The following is a 19890-nucleotide window of genomic DNA, read 5'->3' on the forward strand; positions in this document are numbered from 1 at the left end:
GCCCCGGCTGGTCGCATATTTACCTGCGGGTCGCCAGCGCCTATGCGCGCCGCCTTCGACGGGAACCGGGCTCCGTTCGAGCCCGTTCCATCAGCGAACCCACGAGGAAGGACCCTCTCCGAAATGAGCGAATCGACCGTCAACGACACGCGCAAGGCCGAACTGCTTTCCACCAAGGTGGAACACATCGACATTCGCGAGTTCGACGCGCGCCCCATCGTGGACGCGATGGGCAAGATGAGCTTCACCAGCCGCGACCTTGCGCGGGCGACCAGGATCTACAACCAGATGCTGGAGGACGAGAACTGCACGATCTTCCTCGTCATCGCCGGTTCCACCAGCGCGGGCGGGTGCATGGATCTCTATGCCGAACTGATCCGCTCCAACATGGTCGACTGCGTCGTGGCGACGGGCGCCACGATCGTCGACATGGATTTCTTCGAAGGGCTGGGCCACAAGCATTATCAGGCGCTGGACGTGCCGGACGACGATACCCTGCGCTCGCTCTACATCGACCGGATCTACGACACCTACATCGACGAACAGCAGTTGCAGGACTGCGACTTCACGATCAACAAGATCGCCAACGAGCTCGAGCCCAAGGCTTATTCGAGCCGCGCGTTCATCCGCGAGATGGGACGCTACCTCGCCGAGCACGGCAAGAAGGACAACAGCCTCGTCAAGCTTGCCTACGAGCATGACGTGCCGATCTTCTGCCCTGCGTTCGTCGACAGCTCGGCCGGCTTCGGGCTGGTCAAGCATCAGGTCGATGCGATGAAGGAAGGCCGCCCGTACCTGATGATCGACGCGGTGGCCGATTTCCGCGAGCTGACCGACATCAAGATCCAGGCCGGCGAATCGGGCCTGCTGATGATCGGCGGCGGCGTGCCGAAGAACTTCATTCAGGATACTGTCGTCTGCGCCGAAATCCTCGGGCACGAGGACGTGGCGGTGCACAAGTACGCCGTGCAGATCACTGTGGCGGACGTGCGCGACGGTGCTTGTTCCTCTTCCACGCTGCAGGAAGCGGCGAGCTGGGGCAAGGTCTCCACGGCGATCGAACAGATGGTTTTCGCCGAGGCCGGATCGGTCATGCCCCTGCTGGCGAGCGACGCCTGGCACAGGCAGCAGGACAAGGGGCGCAAGGCGCGCCGCTGGGCCAAGATATTCGACTGATATTTGGCTGCGTCCGGCCGCAATTTCACTTGCAGTTCAGACGCAGCCGAATATATGCGCCCCTCGCTGCCCCATGGGACCTTCCAACCGCAAGGCAGCTTAAACCGAAACTACCGTTGGGGGTCCCTTGAATTGCACAGCTATCCTGACGCATCGTCTGTAGTCCGCGCCTTCGCGCCGGATCAGCCGGTTATCCTCAATCGCCCGCATGCAGCGGCGCGTGCGGCCCGCTTCTTTAGCGAGAAGTTCCCGGGCAAGTCGCTCTATGCCGTCAAGGCGAATCCCTCGCCCGACCTGCTGCAGATTCTCTGGGATTCGGGCGTCACGCACTTCGACGTCGCGTCGATCGCCGAGGTGCGGCTGGTGCGCAACCTGCTGCCCGAAGCAACGTTGTGCTTCATGCATCCGGTCAAGACGCCCAGCGCGATCGAGGAAGCTTACTTCGAGCACGGCGTGCGGACCTTCAGCCTCGATACCGTCGAGGAGATGGAAAAGATCGTCGAGCGCACGAAGGGCGCGCAGGATCTCAACCTGCTCGTTCGCCTGCGCGTGTCGTCGGAGTTCTCCGAGCTTTCGCTTGCCTCCAAGTTCGGCGTCGACCTTGCCGATGCCGCCCCGTTGCTGCGCGCCGTGCGCCAGCATTGCGATGCGCTGGGAGTGTGCTTCCACGTCGGCAGCCAGGCGATGACCCCGTTCGCCTATGTCCAGGCGCTCGAGCGGGTTCGCGCGGCGATCGCCGAGGCGGCCGTGACCGTCGACATCGTCGACGTGGGCGGCGGCTTTCCCAGCAGCTACCCCGGCATGGAGCCTCCGCCGCTCGAGGACTACTTCGCGCTGATCTCGCGCCATTTCGAAGCGCTGCCGATTTCCTATTCGGCGGAGCTGTGGTGCGAGCCGGGCAGGGCGCTGTGCGCCGAATATTCGAGCCTTATCGTCAAGGTCGAGAAGCGCCGCGGCGACGAGCTGTACATCAACGACGGCGCCTATGGCTCGCTGTTCGATGCCGCGCACGTGGCCTGGCGGTTTCCCGTCGCGGCCCTCGAGGACGACCTCGAGCAGCCGCTGGCCGACTTTGCGTTCTACGGACCGACCTGCGACGATGCCGACTTCATGAAGGGTCCCTTCCTGCTGCCGGCGGACATCCAGGCCGGCGACTACATCGAGATCGGCATGCTCGGCGCGTACGGCGCGGCGATGAAGACCGGCTTCAACGGCTTCGGCGAAGCGATCGCAGTGACAGTGGAAGACGAGCCGATGGCCAGCCTCTATCGCGGCGACAGGGCCGATCCGCGCAGCAGCGACAACGTCGTCAGCCTGAGGTGATTACCCGGCGGCGCCGCTGGTGACCTGCAGGAACTGCGGCTTGCTCTGCTGGCCGCGCTGGAGCTGCTCGAGCGGATAGTTGCCCTGCGGCAGCGCACCCAGCGGCATGCCGGCGGCGGCCAGCGCATAGGGCGAGACGCGGTGCCGGGTGCAAAGGCCACCGGCGCCGTCGCTGATCAGCGGCGTTTCGAACTCGACGGCGATCTGCGCGTCCTGCGAGCGGGTGACGTGGCAGACGACAAGCTGCCCGCCCGACAGGTCGAGCACCAGGCCGGTGTCGAGCGGCACGCCGATCAACCCTTCGATGAACGCGCCGGTCTTCGACAGGTCGCGCATGACCGCGTCGTAGCGATGGTCGTCGTGGATCACGCCGATCTTGCGGAAGACGCTGCGCCGCTCTGCGCGGTAGGTTTCCGGACCGTCGGGCACGATCTTGAATTCGCCGCTGCCCATGCGCGCCGCGATTTCGTCCATCCGCAGGGCCTTGGAATAGATCCATCCCTGAACGAACTTCGCGCCCCGGGCCATGACCAGTTCAAGCTGGTCGAACGCCTCGACGCCCTCGACCGTGGTCTCCATCCCCAGCGCCTCTGACAGGCCGATGATCGCGGTGATGATCTTGGCGCTGTTCTGATCCTTCTGGGTGCAGGAATCGACGAAGCTCTTGTCGACCTTGATCTTGTCGAACGGGGCCGAGCGCAGGTAGCTGAGCGAGGAATAACCCGTCCCGAAATCGTCGAGAGCGAGGCGAACGCCCAGTTCCTTCAGCGTCCGGAACGTGTTGTCCACGGTGTCGCTGTCGCCCATGAAGACGCTCTCGGTCAGTTCGAGTTCGAGCCGATCGGGCTCCAGCCCCGACGCCGTGAGCGCGTTCATCACGATTTCCGGAAACGCTGCGTTGGCGAACTGCACCGCGGAGACGTTGACCGCGACGCGGACGGACTGGGGCCATTCCAGCGCGGCGGTGCAGGCCGTCTTCAGGGCCCACTCGCCCAGCGAGTTGATGAGATTCGATTCCTCGGCGGCGGGGATGAAGACGCCGGGGCTGACGAACCCGCGCTCTTCGTGCTCCCAGCGCATCAGCGCCTCGAACCCTACGACCATGTTGTCGCTGGTGCGCACCACCGGCTGGTAATGCAGTTCGAGCTGCTCGGTCGCCAGCGCCTCGCGCAGGTCGTCCAGCAGCAGGCGCCGCTCTTCCTCTTCGTCCTTCAGGTCGGCTGCGAAGAAGCGGTATGTGCCGCGGCCGCCCTTCTTGGCGGCATAGAGCGCCAGATCGGCCGCCCTGACGAGGTCGTCCTTTTCCAGCCCGTCGTAGGGAGCGACGGCTACACCGACGGAGGTGCCGATGATCGCGCGCTTCCCGTCGATGGGGTAGGGCTGGCTGACGATCTGGATGATCTTGCCGGCAAGCTCGCCCAGCTTCCCGCGATCGTCGATGTCGGGAATCATGATTTGGAACTCGTCACCGCCCAGGCGGCCGATTTCACCCTGGTTGCCGACGATGTTGCGCAGGCGCTCGGCTACCTGGCGGAGCAGTTCGTCGCCCGCCGGATGGCCCATCGTGTCGTTGACCTGCTTGAAGCGGTCGAGGTCGAGCATCATCAGTGCGCAGCTGCGCTTGGCGCTCTTGTAGGCCGCCAGGATGCCTTCGAGCCGCCGGGTCATCCGGTGGCGGTTGGCGAGCCCGGTAAGCGAATCGTATTCGGCCAGCCGCGAATCCTCGAGCTTGCGCTCGTACTCCACCGTCACGTCGCGGGCGCTGCCCCGGTAACCGTGGAACTTGCCCTTGTTGTCGAACTTGGGATGGCCCGAAAGCAGCCACCACGTGTTGCGCTGCCCGAAGCCGGAGCCTGGCAGGAAGCGCACGACGAGATCGGTCAGCTTGTTGCGTGCGCTGAGCTGGAACTTGAGCGGACGGTCGGAGCCCTGTTCTGGATTGTCGGGGTCGGTTTCGAACAGCTGGATCAGCGGTTCGCCGAGCAGATCCGTGACGGGATGCCCCAGCTTCTCGCCTGCGCTGTCGGAGACGTAGATCAACCGACCATCGCCGTCGGTCGCCCAGATCCAGCCGATACCGGCGTGCTCGAAATCGTCGAGGATTCCCAGGCGCCCGGCCGCGTCGGCCGATGTGATGACCCCGGGGGGCAGTTGGACCGGAGCGACTTCGCCATCGCTCGGCTTGTTTCTGAAGAAGCTGGACAGGTCCATCGGATGAGCAAACTTTCGGGCAAGCGCGATTGGCGACTACGCCCTGCTTGCTGCCAGATTTTGCTTACCATGAGCCTAACGTGGGCGAGTTTCAGCCGATCATGCCCACGAAAGATGGCGGGATGGGCATGGCACCCACCCCGCCGTCGATCTGCACTAAGGGGATGCAGATATGACCAGTTGCGCAGACCCGGCCCGTTTGCTGGCCGAGACTGCCAGCCGATTGATGCGCCCATGCGCCGGGCTCGAAAATACGCCGTTCGACCATGAACAGTCCTGTCCAAGGTTAATCGGGGCACTTCGGTGGCGAATGGAAAGCGATCGTGGATTGACGGTTGAAAATGCCTCGACAACCGTCCCGGCGAGCGAGGAGCGCGACGAAGTCAGGCGCGGCAATCCGCAAGACCCCCGGAAACTAACTTTAGGTATAAAGGAAGTATATCTAAAGTTCTTGAATAGAGATCGACTGGGTAGTGTTGCTTAACACCTTTGTTAAGCAGAACGGTATTCGTCAACTGGAAAGTCTCATTTCGCTACAGCGCGATAATTTGACTCGCTCTCAAATAGTTAACGGCGTATTTACTATTCATCGACTCGCTGAGGAAATCGGCTGAGCGGGGTTCGCACCTGTAAACATGTGACAAGAGAGCGCCTGCGCTCCCCGGTCCTATTTTGAAAAGAGGGGTTCCACGATGAAGAAATCAATCCACCTGCTTGCCATTTCGGCAACCGCCATCGCCTCGGTCCTTTCGGGCCCGGCCCTGGCCTTCACCACGGGAACGGCGACCGTCACCGACCCCGTCGCCGTTGGCGCCAATGGAACGACGCTCGCCGCCATGGCCACTGTATGCTCGAACCTGGCCGCTTCTCTCGACCCCACGCCGGGCGTACCCCAGAGCGATCTCTATCGCGGTGTCGTGGTTGCGGGCAGTGCAACGTCGGTGGGGACGCCAACCGAGGTTGGTCCGCGCACCAAGAGCAACATCGTCGGCAAGGGCGTTTACACCCCCGCCGCCGCCTACATCAAAGGCGATCCCTTCCGCGTCGGCGGCAGCGTCAACATGTTCGGCGATCAGTGGTCGACGAGCGGCAGCTGGTCGGACAGCGAGTACGACTTCACCAGCGCGTTCAACTCGACTTTCGCCTATGGTTTCAGCTGCCAGATACAGGTGTCGGTCTATCACGAGGCGGTCGTCCATCCGCCGGTTCCGGTGCAGGGATACTACCTGAACTGGAACTTCGGCCACGGCAACGGCAACGACAACGGGACGACGGTTGAAGGGCCGGCGAGCGAATTTCCGCAAGGTGCCTGCGCGGCTTACAACTCTACTGGCAACACCCTGCCGTTCTGGGGCGAGAACAAGGAGCAGTGCAAATTCATCGTCACCGCGCCGGCCCAGGAAGGATACACCGACCCCGAGTTCTGGGATCCTTATGTCGACGCCGGCTCGCCGATCGCTCAGACGCCCATCAATCAGGACCAGCAGGACACGCTGTCGGGTCATGAAACGAGCGGCGGCCCCGTGCAGGCCATCGGCGGCGACTATCACGTCGGCCAGGTCGTGATCTGCATCTCGCCGACCACCGGCGCGCAGGCCAAGAAGGGCAACCCGGGCACGTGGGTCGCCAAGAACGGCTACGAAACCGTGAGCCCGACCAAGTGCACCACCGAGTGGTTCAAGGTCGCGCCGTGGGGTGCGGGCACCGACAGCAGCAACGGAACCTATATTTCGGTGCCGAACTACTCATATTAAGCAGTTCGTGCGAATTCACGCCTCGCCGGCCATGCCGGCGGGGCGTTTTCGTGGCCGGTCGGGCTTTGATATCGAAGCTCAATCCAGGCGGTGTGTGATCAGAGATGCGATTTTCCCAGCCCTACTCGGCCTTGGCGCTATCCTGCGCGCTTCTTGCAGCAAGCACCTTGCGCGCCCAGGAAGCCCCGCCAGCGAGCGCGGCCGAAGCGGCCGAGACCGACGACGAAGCTGACGCGACCCAAATCGTCGTCATAGGCCAGCGCGCCATCGTCGCCGCACTTTCCGACGTCGCCGTCGAACGAACCTATACCTCCGACGAAGTCGAATCCTACGCCGTGAGCACCATCGGCGAGGTCATCGAGATCCTGCGCCGGCAGAACAACGATCGCGACCCCGCAATCCTGGTCAACGGCCAGCCGGTGCGTGACCTCGGCGACGTAGCCAACCTGCCGATGGAAGCCATCGCCCGCGTCGAGCAACTGCCGCGCGGTGCCGCACAACGCATGAACGGCGGCGCGAGCGAGCGGGTCTACAACCTGGTTCTCCGCCCATCCGTGAGGACGGTCACCCTGTCCGGCAACCGCGAAACCGCCACGGAGGGGGGGTGGGCGTCGACGCGCGGCGAAGTGATCTGGACCTTCATCAAGGGCAAGGACCGGGCCAACTTTTCGTTCAAGGTCAACGATTCCGATCCGCTGCGCGAAGCGGAGCGACCGGATTTCGTCCCCCGTACCGAGCTCTATCCCTTTTCGCCGACCGGCAACCTCACGCCCGCTGCTGGCTTGCAGATCGACCCGGCGCTTAGCGCCGCTTTCGGTCAGCCGGTAACGATCGTCGCCCTGGCCGGGGGAGATGTCCGGCCGACGATCCAGAGCCTTCTCCAAGGGGCAAACCGGACCAATCCCAGCGTGCTTTCGAACTACGCCACCTTGCGCGGGGAGTCGAAAAGCTACGAGATGACCTTGTCGGGCAACAAGACCCTGGCGGATTGGGCAAGCGTGTCGTTCAACGGCCGTCTCGGCTGGTTGCGGGGCGATTTCGTGACCGGACTGCCATCGGCACGGTTCCTGATACCGTCGACCAACCCGTTCACCCCTCTTTCGCAGCCCGCGTACATTTCGGTGTCCGATTCCGACAGGCCCCTGCATTCGGTCAGCCGAAACAGGCAGGCGTCGTTTTCCACCACTGCCAGCCTCACGTGGGGCAAATGGCATGCCACGATACTGGGGCAGGTCACGTCGGGCCAGCGTTCGTTCCTTACGCAGTTCTCCGGCCCTCCGGTTGGCGGAAACGTGATCGCCGTTGCCAATCCCTTCGACGGGAGCCTGCCCGGTCTCCTCGGGGTGACGTCTCGGATCACCACTGGAAAGAGCGGTTCGCAGCAGGTCTCGGCGGACATGCAGGGGCCTGTGGGCCGGTTGTGGGCAGGGGATGTCCAGGCCCGTTTCGGCTTGTCCGCTCAATGGAGCAATATCACCACGCAGGATCCGCTGAACGGCGCCCGGACTTTCGCGCAGCACGTCTATACCGCCAAGGCGGGAATCACGGTTCCGCTGACCGGCGGCGAGGAGGGAATTCTCGGTTTGGTCGGCAACAGCGACATCGCCGTCGACATCGGCCGCAGCGATGCCGGGCGGTTCGGCAAGCTGGAGCGCTACGCGGTCGCCTTCAACTGGTCACCACTGCCTTGGGCGAGGATTTCCGCCAGCGAATCGAGCGAAGAGCACGCCGTTTCGGCGGAACTTGCCGGGGCGCCGCAGAGCGTCACTCCCGACAGCCCGTTCTTCGATCCGGTCGCGGGCAAGACGGTCTACGTTACGACGATCTACGGCGGCGGCGGCCAGCTGGCCAACGATCGCTATCGCATGCGCATGCTGTCGCTCAACCTCAGCCCGTACGAAAAGTATCGAGCGCAGCTGTCCGCCGACTATTTCGTGACGGACATCGACAACCAGTTGGGCGCCTTGCCTCCGCCCAGCAGTGCCATCGTGGCAGCGTTTCCGGACCGGTTCGTCAGGGATGCAAGCGGCACGCTGGTGCTGGTCGACAATCGTTCCGTGAACTTCGCCCGGCAGCGGACCTCGCAACTGCGGCTGGGCACCGCTTGGTCGATTCCCCTGGCCAAGGGCCGCTTCGTGCCCGCCGATCCCGCCGTTGCCAGCAGCGTGCCGCGGAGCGTTCCCGATCTCATCCTGCAGGTCAACGCCTCGCACACGTTCACTCTGGCGAGCAAGACGGTGATCCGGGAGGGTCTGCCCGAGGTCGACCTGCTCGATGGGGGTGCCATCGGTCTCGGCGGGGCGGGGACCGTGCGAAACGCGAGCGATCTTTCGCTGTCGCTCGCCCGCGGCGGTACCGGTGCCCAATTCAATGCGCGCCGGCGCGGCGTAAGCTATCTCGCGATCGGGTCGGCAGCCACGCCGGATCTGCTGACCTTCGGCAGCCTCGTGACAATGGATGCGAAGGTCTTCGCCGATCTCGGCCAGTTACTGCCGGAAAGCCGGTTGCTGCGGCGGACGCGGGCATCGCTGTCGTTCACCAATGTGCTCAACAGGCGCCAGACCGTCAGCAACAATGCCGGCCAGGTCCCCCAGTCCTATCAGCCGATCTATCGCGATCCGATTGGTCGCACCGTGTCCGTCGAACTGCGCAAGGTCTTCTAGCGCGGGGTGTCGTCCAGCTTGTGGGATATGAGCGCCAGTTCGGTCCGGTTCTTGATTCCCAGCTTCTGGTAGATCGTGTGGAGGTAGACCTTCACAGTGCCTTCCGACATCGAAAGGGCTTCGGCGATCTCCTTGTTGCGCATGCCCCGGCCGACATGGCACGCGATCTGCCGTTCGCGCGGTGCCAGCGGGGAGAGTGGATCGACGACGCCGCCCGTCAGCGAAAGGTCGAGTGCCCTTTGGAGCAGTTCCTCGGGGACCGAGCGCTGTCCGCTTTCGACCTTGCGAAGCGCGTCGACCAGCGCTTCCTCGGCCACGTCCTTCAGAACGATGCCATTGACCCCGGCGCGAACCGCTTCGAGAAGGACCCGATCGGCCAGCTCCGCGGTCAGGAGGATGACAGGGCGGTTGTCCCCCCGCTCGCGCATGTGTTGCAGGCATTCCACCCCGCTCCTGCCCGGCATGCGGATATCGAAGATGCAGATATCGGGGTTGTGCCGCCCGACCAGCGCCAGCGCCTCGTCTCCCGAACCGGCTGTGGCCACCAGATCGAAGTGGGTTCCGCGCAGCACGGCCTCCACGCCCGCTCGCATGAAGGGATGGTCGTCAGCCAGCAGGACTGTGGTCATCGTTTCGTTCCTCGCGGCAATTGGAGTTGCAGTGTCGCGCCTTGCGCAGAGCTGGAGATATCCAGCCGTCCGCCCAGTTGCGCCGTTCGTTCGCTGATGGTCCTGGGGCGGGCGCCCTGATCGGGAGGGAAACCGCTGCCGTTGTCGGCAATCGTCAGAACCAGAAGGTCCTCCTCTTCCCTTAGCTCGATCGACACCTCGCTCGCCCCGCCATGACGCACTGCGTTGGCGACGCCCTCGCGGATCAAGTGCCGTAGCTCGTGAACCAGGCTGCCCGGTATCGCAATCTCGCCGCTTCGCCCGGCGAGGTCCGCTTCGACACCCCAGTAAGTGGAAAGATCGCCCAGCATCGGGCCCAGGCTGCGCGCCGCCGTCATTTGCGGCGCAAGGTCTTCACCGCTGCGCAGGCGATTGATCATCGAACGGACCTGCGCCTGCTCGCTCTTCAAGGCGGCCTTGATCGATTGAATTTCTTCGTCCGCGTCGCCACCGTTCGCGATCCAGGTTCGCAGGGCTTCAAGGCGCAAGGCAGCCCCCGCGAGCGACTGGGCGATCGTGTCGTGCAGGTCGCGGGCAACGGTGTCGCGCATCAGCGTCACGACGTTCTCCCGCACCAGCGACAAGGTGGAGTGGCGATCGAAGCCGGCCCCGATCTCGCGCCCTATTTCCTCGCTCTTGACCACATGGTCGGCGCAGGCGCCGGGGATCTGGCCGAGGATCACGAGACCGCGCCCCGTCACCGCCGTGAAGGGAATGGCCAAGCCCTCGTCGATCGCGCAATGTTTTGCCACCGCGTCGTCGAACGGCCGGGAGGCGGCAACGCAGCCGCCGGTGTCGTCGAGGTAGAGGATGCGATCACGTCGCCGGTCGAACAGCCGCCCCGACGCCGGGAAGACGTAGTTGATCCCGATTTGGTCCGGTAGCAGGCGTCCGCTTCGGCAGGGAAGGCCTATCGTATGCAGCTCGATCTGCGGCTCGTCGTTTTCTTCCCAGGCGATCGCGCCACTGCGCGCGTCGGTTTCGGCCATCGCATAGCGCAAGGCATCGTCCATCGGCGGCCGGCGCTCGTCCGAGGAGATGGCGCGTTCCAGGAAGCGGCGCGTCGACTGGCGCTGGCGCTGGTGCCCAAGCCAGGTGAGGATGATCGCGAGGACCGCCATGTAGACCACGCGGCGGCCGAACCTTTGAATGTCTATCTCGAAAGACAGACTCTCCATGGCCAATCCCGCGCACAGATAAAGCGCTGCCGCCGAAAACCCCGTAATTGCGGTGACGCGCCATCCCCAGCGGATCGTTGCCGAGAGCATCAGGAACGCGAAGAAAGCCAGGAACGGGCTGGTGAAGTCGTCCCTGGTGCTTTCGGTGAAATAGACGGCGGCAAGGAAAGCCAGGATGTCCAGGACGTGCGCCGGCCAGGCCAGGCGATGGTCCCACCACCAGCTGCGCCAGGCGACCATCGTCAGGCCCGTGGCGAAGATAAGGTAGCTGAAGAGTATGGCGTACCCTTCGACCGAACTGCGCACGGGCTGCGAGGGATCGAACCACAAGGCGAGATAGAAAACCGCGGCGAGCACGAACCGCGTGAAAGCGATGATCCTGCCCGAGCGATCCTCGAACAACCTGGCGAATTCGCCCCGGTCCCGCGCCGCTGTCAGCGCAATGTCGGGCTCCGTAGGACTAGCTTCGCGGTGCCCGGCCAAAACGGTCAGGCGGCCTTGCGCAGTTCCAGCTCCAGCCGATCCCAGATTTCCACCAGCGCTACGGTCAGGTCGCGCATCATGCCTTCGTCATGGGCGGGGCCCGGAGTGAAGCGAAGCCGCTCGGTCCCGCGCGGGACCGTGGGGAAGTTGATCGGCTGAACATAGACGCCGTATTCGGCGAGCAGGATGTCGCTGATCCGCTTGGCGCGAACCGGATCGCCGACCATCAGCGGCACGATGTGCGTGGTCGATTCCATCACCGGCAGGCCGGCGTCGCGGAACAATTTCTTGAGCGTGGCCGCGGCGGCCTGCTGGGCATCGCGTTCCATGCTCGATTGCTTCAGGTGCCGGACCGACGCGAGCACGCCCGCGACGAGCACCGGGCTGAGGGACGTTGTGAAGATGAAGCCGGGCGCGTAGCTGCGGACGCAGTCGATGATGCGCTTGTCGGCTGCGATATAGCCTCCCATCACGCCGAAGGCCTTGCCCAGCGTGCCTTCGATGATGTCGATGCGGTGGGCCGCCTCGTCACGGTCGGTGATGCCGCCGCCGCGCGGGCCGTACATGCCGACCGCGTGGACCTCGTCGATGTAGGTGAGGGCGTTGTACTTCTCGGCCAGGTCGCAGATAGCGTGAATCGGGGCGACGTCGCCATCCATCGAATAGACGCTCTCGAACGCGATGAGCTTGGGCACCGACGGATCCTCGCCGGCGAGCAATTCTTCAAGGTGCGCCACGTCGTTGTGACGGAAGATCCGCTTTTCGCACCCGGAATTGCGGATGCCGGCGATCATGCTGGCGTGGTTGAGCTCGTCGGAAAAGATGACGCAGGCCGGCAGCAGGCGCGCCAGGGTCGAAAGCGTGGCGTCGTTGGAAACGTATCCGCTGGTGAACAGCAGCGCGCCTTCCTTGCCGTGCAGGTCGGCCAGTTCCGCCTCGAGATGGACGTGATAGTGGGTGTTGCCGCCGATGTTGCGCGTGCCGCCCGATCCCGCGCCGACATCGTGCAGGGCCTCTTCCATCGCCGCGATGACCTTGGGGTGCTGGCCCATCGCCAGGTAGTCGTTGGAGCACCAGACCGTGATCGGCTTCGGGCCGTTGTGCCCCGCGAAGCACCGCGCATTGGGGAACATGCCCTTGTTGCGCAGGATGTCGATGAACACGCGGTAGCGGCCTTCGGCGTGCAGCCGATCGATCGCCTGGTCGAAGATCTGGTCGTAGTTCACCGGTACATCCATCAGCACCGCCCGTCCCGGCGGCTGTCGAATCAAGGGCGGATTAGGACATGGCGCGCGCGGTTTAAAGGACGGAGTTTGCGAACGAATCGCAACTGAGTCAGAATACCTCGACCCCGGCCAGCCCGAACCGGGCCAGGTTGGGTGCCAGCGCGGCTGCGCCTTGCAGCGAACCCGTGACGACAGCGAAATCCGGCTTCACGCGGGCGAAGTCCTGTCCCTTCATCAGGGCCTCGATCCGCCGGGCGATCCCCTGCGCCCCGTCGACGAAGCCGACGGAGGAGCCGAAGGCGCGCGAAAGTTCTTCGGCCACCAGCGGAAAGTGCGTGCAGGCCAGCACGACGGTGTCGATCGCATCGCCTCCGGGCTGATCGCGCAGCCCTGCGGCGGCGGCGGCGAATACCGCGGGATCGGGAGTCTCACCGCGCAACTTCGCCTCGGCGGCGGCCACCAGGTCGGGGCAGGCGTGGCGCAGCAGTCGCTTGCCGCTAGCAAACTTCCCCTCGAGCTCGTCGACGTACTTCTGGCGGATGGTCGCCGATGTGCCGAGGAGCCCGATGGTGCCGCTCCTGGTCATCAGCGCGGCCGGTTTGATGGCGGGCACCGTACCCACGATCGGCACGTTGAGCACGTCGCGCACCATGCCCAGGGCGATCGTGCTCGCCGTATTGCAGGCGATCGTGATCAGCCGCGGATGATACCGCTCCGCCATCCGCCCCAGCAGGCCGGATACCCGCGCGGCAATCTCCGCCTCGCTCTTTTCGCCATAGGGCAATCCGGCCAGGTCGGCGGCATAGATCACCGGCGCCTGCGGCAAGACCTTGCGCAGTTCGGCCAGCACGGTGAGCCCGCCGACGCCGGAATCGAAGATCAGGATCGGGGACGATGCATCCATCGCGGGTCCTATTCCCGCGTTCGCTGTTGCAGGCAAGCGGGACAAGCGGATAGGACGGGCCGGTGAACTGGGTCTTCGCATTTCTTGCCGGTTACCTCGTGGGTTCGGTGCCTTTCGGGCTGCTGCTCGCCAGGGCTGCCGGCAAGGGGGACATCCGCCAGGTCGGCAGCGGCAACATCGGGGCGACCAACGCCCTGCGCGCCGGCGGCAAGAAGCTGGGGGCGGCGGTCCTGCTGCTCGATCTCGCAAAGGGATTGGCCGCGGTGCTCGTCGCCCGGCACCTGTGGCCGGACGCGCTTGGTGCCGCTGCCGTGGGCGCGATCATCGGGCATTGTTTTCCGCTTTGGCTGCGCTTCCGCGGCGGCAAGGGCGTGGCGACGATGGCCGGGGTCAGCCTGGGGCTGTTCTGGCCGGCCGGGGTGGCGTTCGCGCTGGTGTGGATCGTCATACTGCTGATCACGCGCATTTCCTCGCTTGGCGGGATGACCGCGGCAGTTGCGGCGCCCATCGCCGCTGCCGTGCTTGGCGGTCCGCAGTGGGCGCCGTGGCTGGCGGCCATGGCGGCGCTGGTGCTGTTCCAGCACCGGGCGAACATCGCTCGCCTCCTGAAGGGCGAGGAGCCGCAATTCGGCAAGCGGCGGTGACCGCCTCGTCCGATCCGCGATCCGCGCTCGGCCAGGAGGAGGCGTTCGCCCGCATCCGCCTGCTGCGCTCACCGAATATCGGCCCGGTCAGCTACGCTCAGCTTCTGCGCCGTTTCGGCGATGCTCGCAGCGCGCTCGATGCCTTGCCCGATCTCGTCCGCAGGGGCAGCCGGGACTATCGGCCGGCCCCGGCCGAGGCAATCGAACGCGAGGTCATCGCCGTGCGCCGGGCCGGGGCGCGCTACCTGTTCCACGATTCAGCCGAATACCCGCGTCTGCTGGGGGAAATCGACGGGGCCCCGCCCATCCTGACCGTGCGCGGCGATCTCGCGCTCGCCGCCAGGCCGTGCGTCGCCCTGGTGGGCGCGCGCAATGCATCGGCCGCAGCGGTCAAGCTGGCGCGCGATTTCGCCGCGGCCCTGGCCGAAGCGGGGCTGACGGTGGTCTCGGGGCTCGCCCGCGGGATCGACGGTGCGGCGCACCTGGGTGCCATGCCGTCCACCATCGGCGTCATCGCCAGCGGGATCGACATCGCCTATCCCCCGCAGCACGCGGACCTGCAGGAGGACATCGCCGCGCGGGCGCTGTTGATCGCGGAGCAGCCGCCCGGCACCGAGCCGCGGGGCAGCCATTTCCCCAGCCGCAATCGGATCATCGCCGGGCTCGCGAGCGGTACGCTGGTGGTCGAGGCGGCGCCGAAGTCTGGCTCGCTCATCACCGCCCGACTGGCGGGCGAGGCGGGCCGTGAGGTCATGGCCATCCCGGGCAGCCCGCTCGATGCCCGCGCACAGGGTTGCAACCACCTGATCCGCGAGGGCGCGGTGCTGGTGCAGACCCCCGCCGACGTGGTCGAGCTGCTCAGCGGGTTCGATGGCACGCCGCGCTCGACCTTCCGCGAGCCGGTCGCCAGCTGGGATCTCGCCCCTGACGATTGGGCCGAGGCCGAACCGGCGGACATTGCCGCCCTGCTGACGACCGCCCCGGTCGCGGTCGACGAGCTGATCCGCCAGTCGGGCGCCAGCGCGGCGGAAGTGCAGATGGCGCTGCTCGAGCTCGAACTGGTGGGCGAACTTTCGCGTCACGCCGGCGGCCGGGTTTCCCGGACCTGAGTGAGGGCGCGGCACCGGCCGGTGGACGGCTTTGGCAATGCCGGGATCGTGATGCTGGCCTTTTTCCTCCTGGTATTCGGGGCGCTGATAATTGCTAACATGATTGGCCGCATTCTGAGGGGCTTGATCGGCCAGACCGGTTTGACCGGAGGTGGCATATTTTGTTCCATCGGCCTTGCGAGCGAATTTAGGATAATACCTCTGATTTCCTTCGCCATCGGCGTCTATCGTTTGCTCGGTGCCTCATCGTCCGAACTGGCAGAGACTTTCTCCTGACCGCTTGACGAAGTCGCCGCCGCCACATCACCCTCGCGCGTACGTACACACGTAAGGGGCATCGTTTCTTTCCAATGCAGCTTGTCATCGTAGAATCGCCGGCCAAGGCGAAGACCATCGAGAAGTATCTCGGCGGGGACTACAAGGTCCTCGCCTCCTACGGCCACGTCCGCGACCTGCCGGCCAAGGACGGCAGCGTGCGGCCGGACGAGAACTTCGCGATGGACTGGGAAGTCTACCAGGACCAGCGCAACCGCGCCCAGGTCAAGGCCATCGCCGACATGGCCAAGAAGGCCGACCGCCTGATCCTCGCCACCGACCCCGATCGCGAAGGCGAGGCGATCAGTTGGCACGTGATGGACCTGCTGGCCAAGCGCAAGGCGCTGCCCAAGGATGTCGAGCGGGTCACCTTCAACGCCATCACCAAGGGCGCAGTGACCGAGGCGATGGGCCGGCCGCGGGCGCTGGACCAGGACCTGATCGATGCCTACCTCGCCCGCCGCGCGCTCGACTATCTATTCGGGTTCACGCTCAGCCCGGTGCTGTGGCGCAAGCTGCCCGGGGCCAAGAGCGCGGGCCGGGTGCAGTCGGTCGCGCTGCGCCTGATCGTCGACCGCGAGCGCGAGATAGAAGCCTTCCGCCCGCAGGAGTATTGGTCGGTCGCCGCGGCGATGGAGCAGGACGGGACCGGCTTTACCGCCCGCCTCGTGACCTACGACGGCAAGAAGCTGGATCGCCTGACGATCGGCGACGAGGGAACGGCCCAGGCCGCCCGCGCGGCGGTCGAGGCCGGTCGCTTTACGGTCGAGGAGGTCGAGGAGAAGCCGCTCACGCGCAATCCGGCGCCGCCGTTCACCACGTCGACCCTGCAGCAGGAAGCGGCGCGCAAGCTCGGCTTTTCGGCCAGCCACACGATGCGCCTCGCCCAGTCACTCTACGAAGCGGGCGCGATCACCTACATGCGGACCGACGGGGTGCAGATGGACGGCAGCGCCATCAGCGCCTGCCGCAAGGCGGTGGCCGATCGCTACGACGGGCATTTCCTGCCCGAGAAGCCGCGCATCTACCAGACCAAGGCCAAGAACGCGCAGGAAGCGCACGAGGCGATCCGGCCGACCGAGTTCACCCGGGACCGCGCCGGTTCGGGCGACGAGGCGCGGCTCTACGACCTGATCTTCAAGCGCGCGATGGCCAGCCAGATGGCGTCCGCCCGGCTGGAGCGGACCACCGTGACGCTGCGCGATCCGACCGGCCGGCACGAGCTGCGCGCCACCGGCCAGGTGGTGAAATTCCCCGGCTTCCTGGCGGTCTACGAGGAAGGCCGCGACCAGAAGGACGACGAGGACGGCGAGGGCCTGCTGCCCCTGATGCGCAAGGGCGACAGCCCGTTGAAGCGCGAGGTCACCGCGACCCAGCATTTCACCCAGCCGCCGCCGCGCTTTTCCGAAGCGAGCCTGGTGAAGCGGATGGAGGAACTGGGCATCGGCCGGCCCTCCACTTACGCCTCGACCATCCAGACCCTGCGCGACCGCGAGTACGTGCGGATGGAGAAGAACCGCTTCTTCGCCGAGGATTCGGGCCGCTTGCTGACCGCCTTTCTCGAGCGCTTCTTCGAGCGCTACGTGGCCTACGATTTCACCGCCGGGATGGAGGACGAGCTCGACGACGTGTCCGGCGGGCGGGAAGACTGGAAGAAGCTGCTGGAAGCCTTCTGGCGCGACTTCAAGCCCAAGAGCGACGAGGTCATGGAGCGGATGCCCTCCGAGGTAACCGAGGCGCTCGACGAATTCCTCTCCGACTATCTGTTCCCCCGGCAGGCCGACGGCGGCGACCCCCGCCAGTGCCCCAAGTGCGTGGCCGAAGGACGCGAGGGCGGGCGGCTGTCGCTGAGGGGCGGGCGCTTCGGTGCGTTCGTCGCCTGTTCGAACTACCCGGAGTGCAGCTTCCGCCGCAAGTTCGGCCAACCGGGCGAGGACGGTGCGAACGAAGACGAGGCGATGGGCACCGATCCGGAGACGGGGCTCGAGGTCCAGCGCAAGGCGGGCCGGTTCGGTCCTTACGTCCAGCTCGGCGAGGGCAAGGAGGCCAAGCGGGCGAGCATTCCGAAGGACCTGCCCGAGTTCGACCTGGAATGGGCGCTGAAGCTGCTCGGCCTGCCGCGCATCATCGGGCCGCACCCCGAGACCGGGCTAGACATCGAGGCGAACATCGGGCGTTACGGCCCTTACCTCAGACATGACGGCAAGTACGGCAAGCTGCAGGGCACCCGCGAGGTGTTCGAAGTGGGGATGAATCGTGCGGTCGATATCCTGGCCCAGGCCGCCAATCGCGGCGGTGCCACGCGGGGCAAAGCCGAGCCGATCAAGACGCTCGGCAACCATCCGGTGAGCGGCGGGGAGATGAAGGTCATGCCGGGGCGCTATGGCCCCTACGTCACCGACGGCACGACCAACGCCACGATCCCGCGCGACGCCAAGCCCGAGGACGTGACCGAGGAACAGGCCATCGCCCTGATCGACGCGCGCGTGGCGAAGGGCCCCGCGGCGAAGAAGGGGGCGAAGAAGAAGGCCCCGGCCAAGAAGAAGGCGCCCGCAAAGAAGGCGGCGGCAAAGAAGGCGAAAGCAGATTAGAAAATGCGAAAGTATACACAAAGGTGACACCTGAATCGGTCGCGGCAGATCGGGGGTGCGGCCATGTTCCGTGCCCGATCTGCTGCGGGTCGAATGGGGCGGTGAACTGAGATTGAGAAAGAGCGGACCCTGCATGGCAATTTCGGCCCATGTGGGAAAATGCTAATTCGAGGGAGCGCGCCAACCATGGCGAAAGAACATTTCGAGCGGCACAAACAGCCGTGGAAGGCCGAAGAAGCGGGCCAGCTGCGGACGCTGGCCGCGAAGGGCAAGGGCCTGCGCGAGATCGCCAAGGCGCTCAACCGCAGCGAGGAATCGACCAAGGACTTCGCCAAGTCGAACGGGATCGATATCCTGAAGAAGCGCTAGGCCACCCGGTCGCTTCGCTCGCGCGCCGGTTCTTCGATCCGGGCGAGCAGGGCAGCGATGAATGCCCGAGCCTGGCCGGCGTCGGCGAAGCAATCGTCGGAAATGCACAGGGTCAGGCTGTCGGCGGCGACGATCCAGTAGGGCGCTATGCGCAGCACCTGGTGGATCGAGGCATAGGCCGCCTCGCCCGTGAACCGGTCGGTCCGGTAGACGATCCCGTCCTCGCCCAGCGCGTAGGTCGCCTCGACCTGGTCGGGCACGCCGCGCCGGTCCAGTTCCTGCCGCCAAGCCTTGGCCAGGACGATGGCGAGCCTGCGCTGGCCGAAGACGAAACCGAGGCAAGCGCCGAGTAGCGGAATGCCGAATGCGACGGTGACGTAAACGGCGGGGTGCCAGGGCTGCAGACCGAGCCCCAGGAAAGTTCCGGCAAGAGTGGTCAGCAACAAGCCGAGCAAGAATCCCACCCCCGTCGCCAGCAACGGGTATGCGACCTGGTGGAAGCGGTGGTGAGAGAGCCGCGCGTACATAATCGCCGCGGCCCAGCTCGCCTGTTGCTGGGTCAGCCAGCCACGTCCCTCGACCACTGGGCCGGACGGATCGGGATGTTCGGACGAAGCGGGGGCAGGATGGAGCGGCAAGGCCTCCATCGGAAGCACGGGAGCCGCTTTCGCCTTCTCCGCGAAGTCGACGGCATCGCGGCTGCGATTGCGATGGGCCTGGTCCATTCGCCCGACGATGGCCGCGAGGAAGGCGCGCTGCTCTTCCTCGCTGGCGAAGCTTGCGTAGGGGAGCAGCATGGTCAGCTGGTCGCCCGAGATCGCCCAGCCGAGGCGACCTTTCTCCACGCTGTCGATTGCGGGCCAGCGAACCAGAAGGTCGACCCGCTCGGTGGCGAGCTGCAGTCCTTCGTTCAGCACGCGGTAGGTTGCCGCCCGTTCGAGCGGGATGCCCAGCGCACGCATCTTGGCGAGGTATGCCTTGCCCGCCAGCCGCGACTCCGCGTCGAGGACGATCTTCAGCGCCACCAGCGCAAAGAGCGCGGGAACGACGGTCGAGCCGTAGGGCGCGAAAATCATCATTGCCTCGAACGGCAGGACCTGGGCGAGCATGAACGCCGCCATGTGGCCGCCGGCGATCGCCAGCATCAGCGCGAGCAGCAAGGCGAGCGTGAACAGCAGGCTCGCGGCCCGCCGCCCGCCGCGCGCGGCGACGGCGGCTTCCATCACCTCCGCATGGCGCAGCGTTACAGAGTGTTCGGGAAAACCCGGGTCCATCC

Annotated in this window: 16 protein-coding genes; 9 read left to right on the plus strand and 7 right to left on the minus strand. The window is 65.5% G+C overall.

What is annotated here, in order from left to right; all coding sequences use genetic code 11:
* Positions 1 to 123 precede the first annotated feature (123 nt).
* Together ACWPMZ_RS05915 and ACWPMZ_RS05920 are read left to right on the plus strand one after the other, a co-directional pair.
* Positions 124 to 1176 (plus strand): 1,9-bis(guanidino)-5-aza-nonane synthase, encoded by a 1053-nt coding sequence (locus ACWPMZ_RS05915; RefSeq protein WP_455703080.1) that lies wholly within the window; start codon positions 124 to 126, stop codon positions 1174 to 1176.
* A 132-nt stretch (positions 1177 to 1308) separates the two neighbouring features.
* On the plus strand, positions 1309 to 2499 hold the full coding sequence (locus ACWPMZ_RS05920; RefSeq protein ID WP_455703081.1) for a type III PLP-dependent enzyme: 1191 nt from the start codon (positions 1309 to 1311) through the stop codon (positions 2497 to 2499).
* Here ACWPMZ_RS05920 and ACWPMZ_RS05925 read toward each other — a convergent pair whose 3' ends face one another.
* Positions 2500 to 4710: a putative bifunctional diguanylate cyclase/phosphodiesterase gene (locus tag ACWPMZ_RS05925; RefSeq protein WP_455703082.1), complete on the minus strand. Its 2211-nt coding sequence runs from the start codon at positions 4708 to 4710 to the stop codon at positions 2500 to 2502.
* Positions 4711 to 4801: 91 nt separating this feature from the next.
* A complete protein-coding gene (locus ACWPMZ_RS05930) occupies positions 4802 to 4978 on the minus strand; it encodes a hypothetical protein (RefSeq protein WP_455703083.1) in 177 nt (58 codons plus the stop codon).
* 424 nt (positions 4979 to 5402) lie between these two features.
* Here ACWPMZ_RS05930 and ACWPMZ_RS05935 point away from each other — a divergent pair, with 424 nt between their 5' ends.
* Positions 5403 to 6464: a hypothetical protein gene (locus tag ACWPMZ_RS05935; protein WP_455703084.1), complete on the plus strand. Its 1062-nt coding sequence runs from the start codon at positions 5403 to 5405 to the stop codon at positions 6462 to 6464.
* A 104-nt stretch (positions 6465 to 6568) separates the two neighbouring features.
* Positions 6569 to 9127: a hypothetical protein gene (locus ACWPMZ_RS05940; protein WP_455703085.1), complete on the plus strand. Its 2559-nt coding sequence runs from the start codon at positions 6569 to 6571 to the stop codon at positions 9125 to 9127.
* Here ACWPMZ_RS05940 and ACWPMZ_RS05945 read toward each other — a convergent pair.
* The 4 genes from ACWPMZ_RS05945 to murI form a co-directional block, all read right to left on the minus strand.
* Complete coding sequence (locus ACWPMZ_RS05945) at positions 9124 to 9756, minus strand: response regulator (RefSeq protein ID WP_455703086.1); 633 nt, start codon at positions 9754 to 9756, stop codon at positions 9124 to 9126. The two genes, ACWPMZ_RS05940 and ACWPMZ_RS05945, sit on opposite strands and share 4 nt — an antisense overlap.
* Positions 9753 to 11213, minus strand: coding sequence for a sensor histidine kinase (locus ACWPMZ_RS05950; protein WP_455703087.1), 1461 nt, complete (start codon positions 11211 to 11213; stop codon positions 9753 to 9755). Before ACWPMZ_RS05950 ends, ACWPMZ_RS05945 begins: the two co-directional genes overlap by 4 nt.
* Positions 11214 to 11461: 248 nt before the next feature.
* Positions 11462 to 12682, minus strand: a complete 1221-nt coding sequence (gene hemA / locus ACWPMZ_RS05955; RefSeq protein WP_455704172.1) for a 5-aminolevulinate synthase — start codon at positions 12680 to 12682, stop codon at positions 11462 to 11464.
* 109 nt (positions 12683 to 12791) lie between these two features.
* Complete coding sequence (gene murI, locus ACWPMZ_RS05960; protein WP_455703088.1) at positions 12792 to 13586, minus strand: glutamate racemase; 795 nt, start codon at positions 13584 to 13586, stop codon at positions 12792 to 12794.
* A 62-nt stretch (positions 13587 to 13648) separates the two neighbouring features.
* On the opposite strand from murI, the gene plsY reads away from it, so the two are divergent.
* The 5 genes from plsY (at position 13649) to ACWPMZ_RS05985 (ending at position 18614) form a co-directional block, all read left to right on the plus strand.
* The gene (plsY, locus tag ACWPMZ_RS05965) at positions 13649 to 14230 is read left to right on the plus strand and encodes a glycerol-3-phosphate 1-O-acyltransferase PlsY (RefSeq protein WP_455703089.1); all 582 of its coding nucleotides are present in this window, start codon (positions 13649 to 13651) and stop codon (positions 14228 to 14230) included.
* Positions 14227 to 15339 (plus strand): DNA-processing protein DprA, encoded by a 1113-nt coding sequence (dprA, locus tag ACWPMZ_RS05970; RefSeq protein ID WP_455703090.1) that lies wholly within the window; start codon positions 14227 to 14229, stop codon positions 15337 to 15339. The genes plsY and dprA overlap by 4 nt, the downstream gene beginning before the upstream one ends.
* 21 nt (positions 15340 to 15360) lie before the next feature.
* The gene (locus ACWPMZ_RS05975; RefSeq protein ID WP_455703091.1) at positions 15361 to 15615 is read left to right on the plus strand and encodes a hypothetical protein; all 255 of its coding nucleotides are present in this window, start codon (positions 15361 to 15363) and stop codon (positions 15613 to 15615) included.
* 74 nt (positions 15616 to 15689) lie between these two features.
* Positions 15690 to 18245, plus strand: a complete 2556-nt coding sequence (gene topA / locus ACWPMZ_RS05980) for a type I DNA topoisomerase (protein WP_455703092.1) — start codon at positions 15690 to 15692, stop codon at positions 18243 to 18245.
* Positions 18246 to 18431: 186 nt separating this feature from the next.
* Entirely contained in the window at positions 18432 to 18614 is a 183-nt protein-coding gene (locus ACWPMZ_RS05985; RefSeq protein WP_455703093.1) for a hypothetical protein, read from the plus strand.
* On the opposite strand, the gene ACWPMZ_RS05990 is transcribed toward ACWPMZ_RS05985, so the two are convergent.
* Positions 18611 to 19888 (minus strand): hypothetical protein, encoded by a 1278-nt coding sequence (locus tag ACWPMZ_RS05990; RefSeq protein ID WP_455703094.1) that lies wholly within the window; start codon positions 19886 to 19888, stop codon positions 18611 to 18613. The genes ACWPMZ_RS05985 and ACWPMZ_RS05990 overlap by 4 nt on opposite strands.
* Positions 19889 to 19890: the final 2 nt, after the last annotated feature.

Source organism: Tsuneonella sp. HG222, assembly GCF_053819185.1.

Excerpts from the sequence above, each read along its gene's own strand:
- ACWPMZ_RS05930 (WP_455703083.1), bottom strand. The coding sequence starts at position 4,978 with ATGGTCGAACGGCGTATTTTCGAGCCCGGCGCATGGGCGCATCAATCG.
- ACWPMZ_RS05940 (WP_455703085.1), top strand. The coding sequence starts at position 6,569 with ATGCGATTTTCCCAGCCCTACTCGGCCTTGGCGCTATCCTGCGCGCTT.
- ACWPMZ_RS05950 (WP_455703087.1), bottom strand. The coding sequence starts at position 11,213 with ATGGTCGCCTGGCGCAGCTGGTGGTGGGACCATCGCCTGGCCTGGCCG.
- murI (WP_455703088.1), bottom strand. The coding sequence starts at position 13,586 with ATGGATGCATCGTCCCCGATCCTGATCTTCGATTCCGGCGTCGGCGGG.
- ACWPMZ_RS05925 (WP_455703082.1), bottom strand. The coding sequence starts at position 4,710 with ATGGACCTGTCCAGCTTCTTCAGAAACAAGCCGAGCGATGGCGAAGTC.
- ACWPMZ_RS05990 (WP_455703094.1), bottom strand. The coding sequence starts at position 19,888 with ATGGACCCGGGTTTTCCCGAACACTCTGTAACGCTGCGCCATGCGGAG.
- ACWPMZ_RS05945 (WP_455703086.1), bottom strand. The coding sequence starts at position 9,756 with ATGACCACAGTCCTGCTGGCTGACGACCATCCCTTCATGCGAGCGGGC.
- ACWPMZ_RS05915 (WP_455703080.1), top strand. The coding sequence starts at position 124 with ATGAGCGAATCGACCGTCAACGACACGCGCAAGGCCGAACTGCTTTCC.
- ACWPMZ_RS05935 (WP_455703084.1), top strand. The coding sequence starts at position 5,403 with ATGAAGAAATCAATCCACCTGCTTGCCATTTCGGCAACCGCCATCGCC.
- topA (WP_455703092.1), top strand. The coding sequence starts at position 15,690 with ATGCAGCTTGTCATCGTAGAATCGCCGGCCAAGGCGAAGACCATCGAG.
- ACWPMZ_RS05985 (WP_455703093.1), top strand. The coding sequence starts at position 18,432 with ATGGCGAAAGAACATTTCGAGCGGCACAAACAGCCGTGGAAGGCCGAA.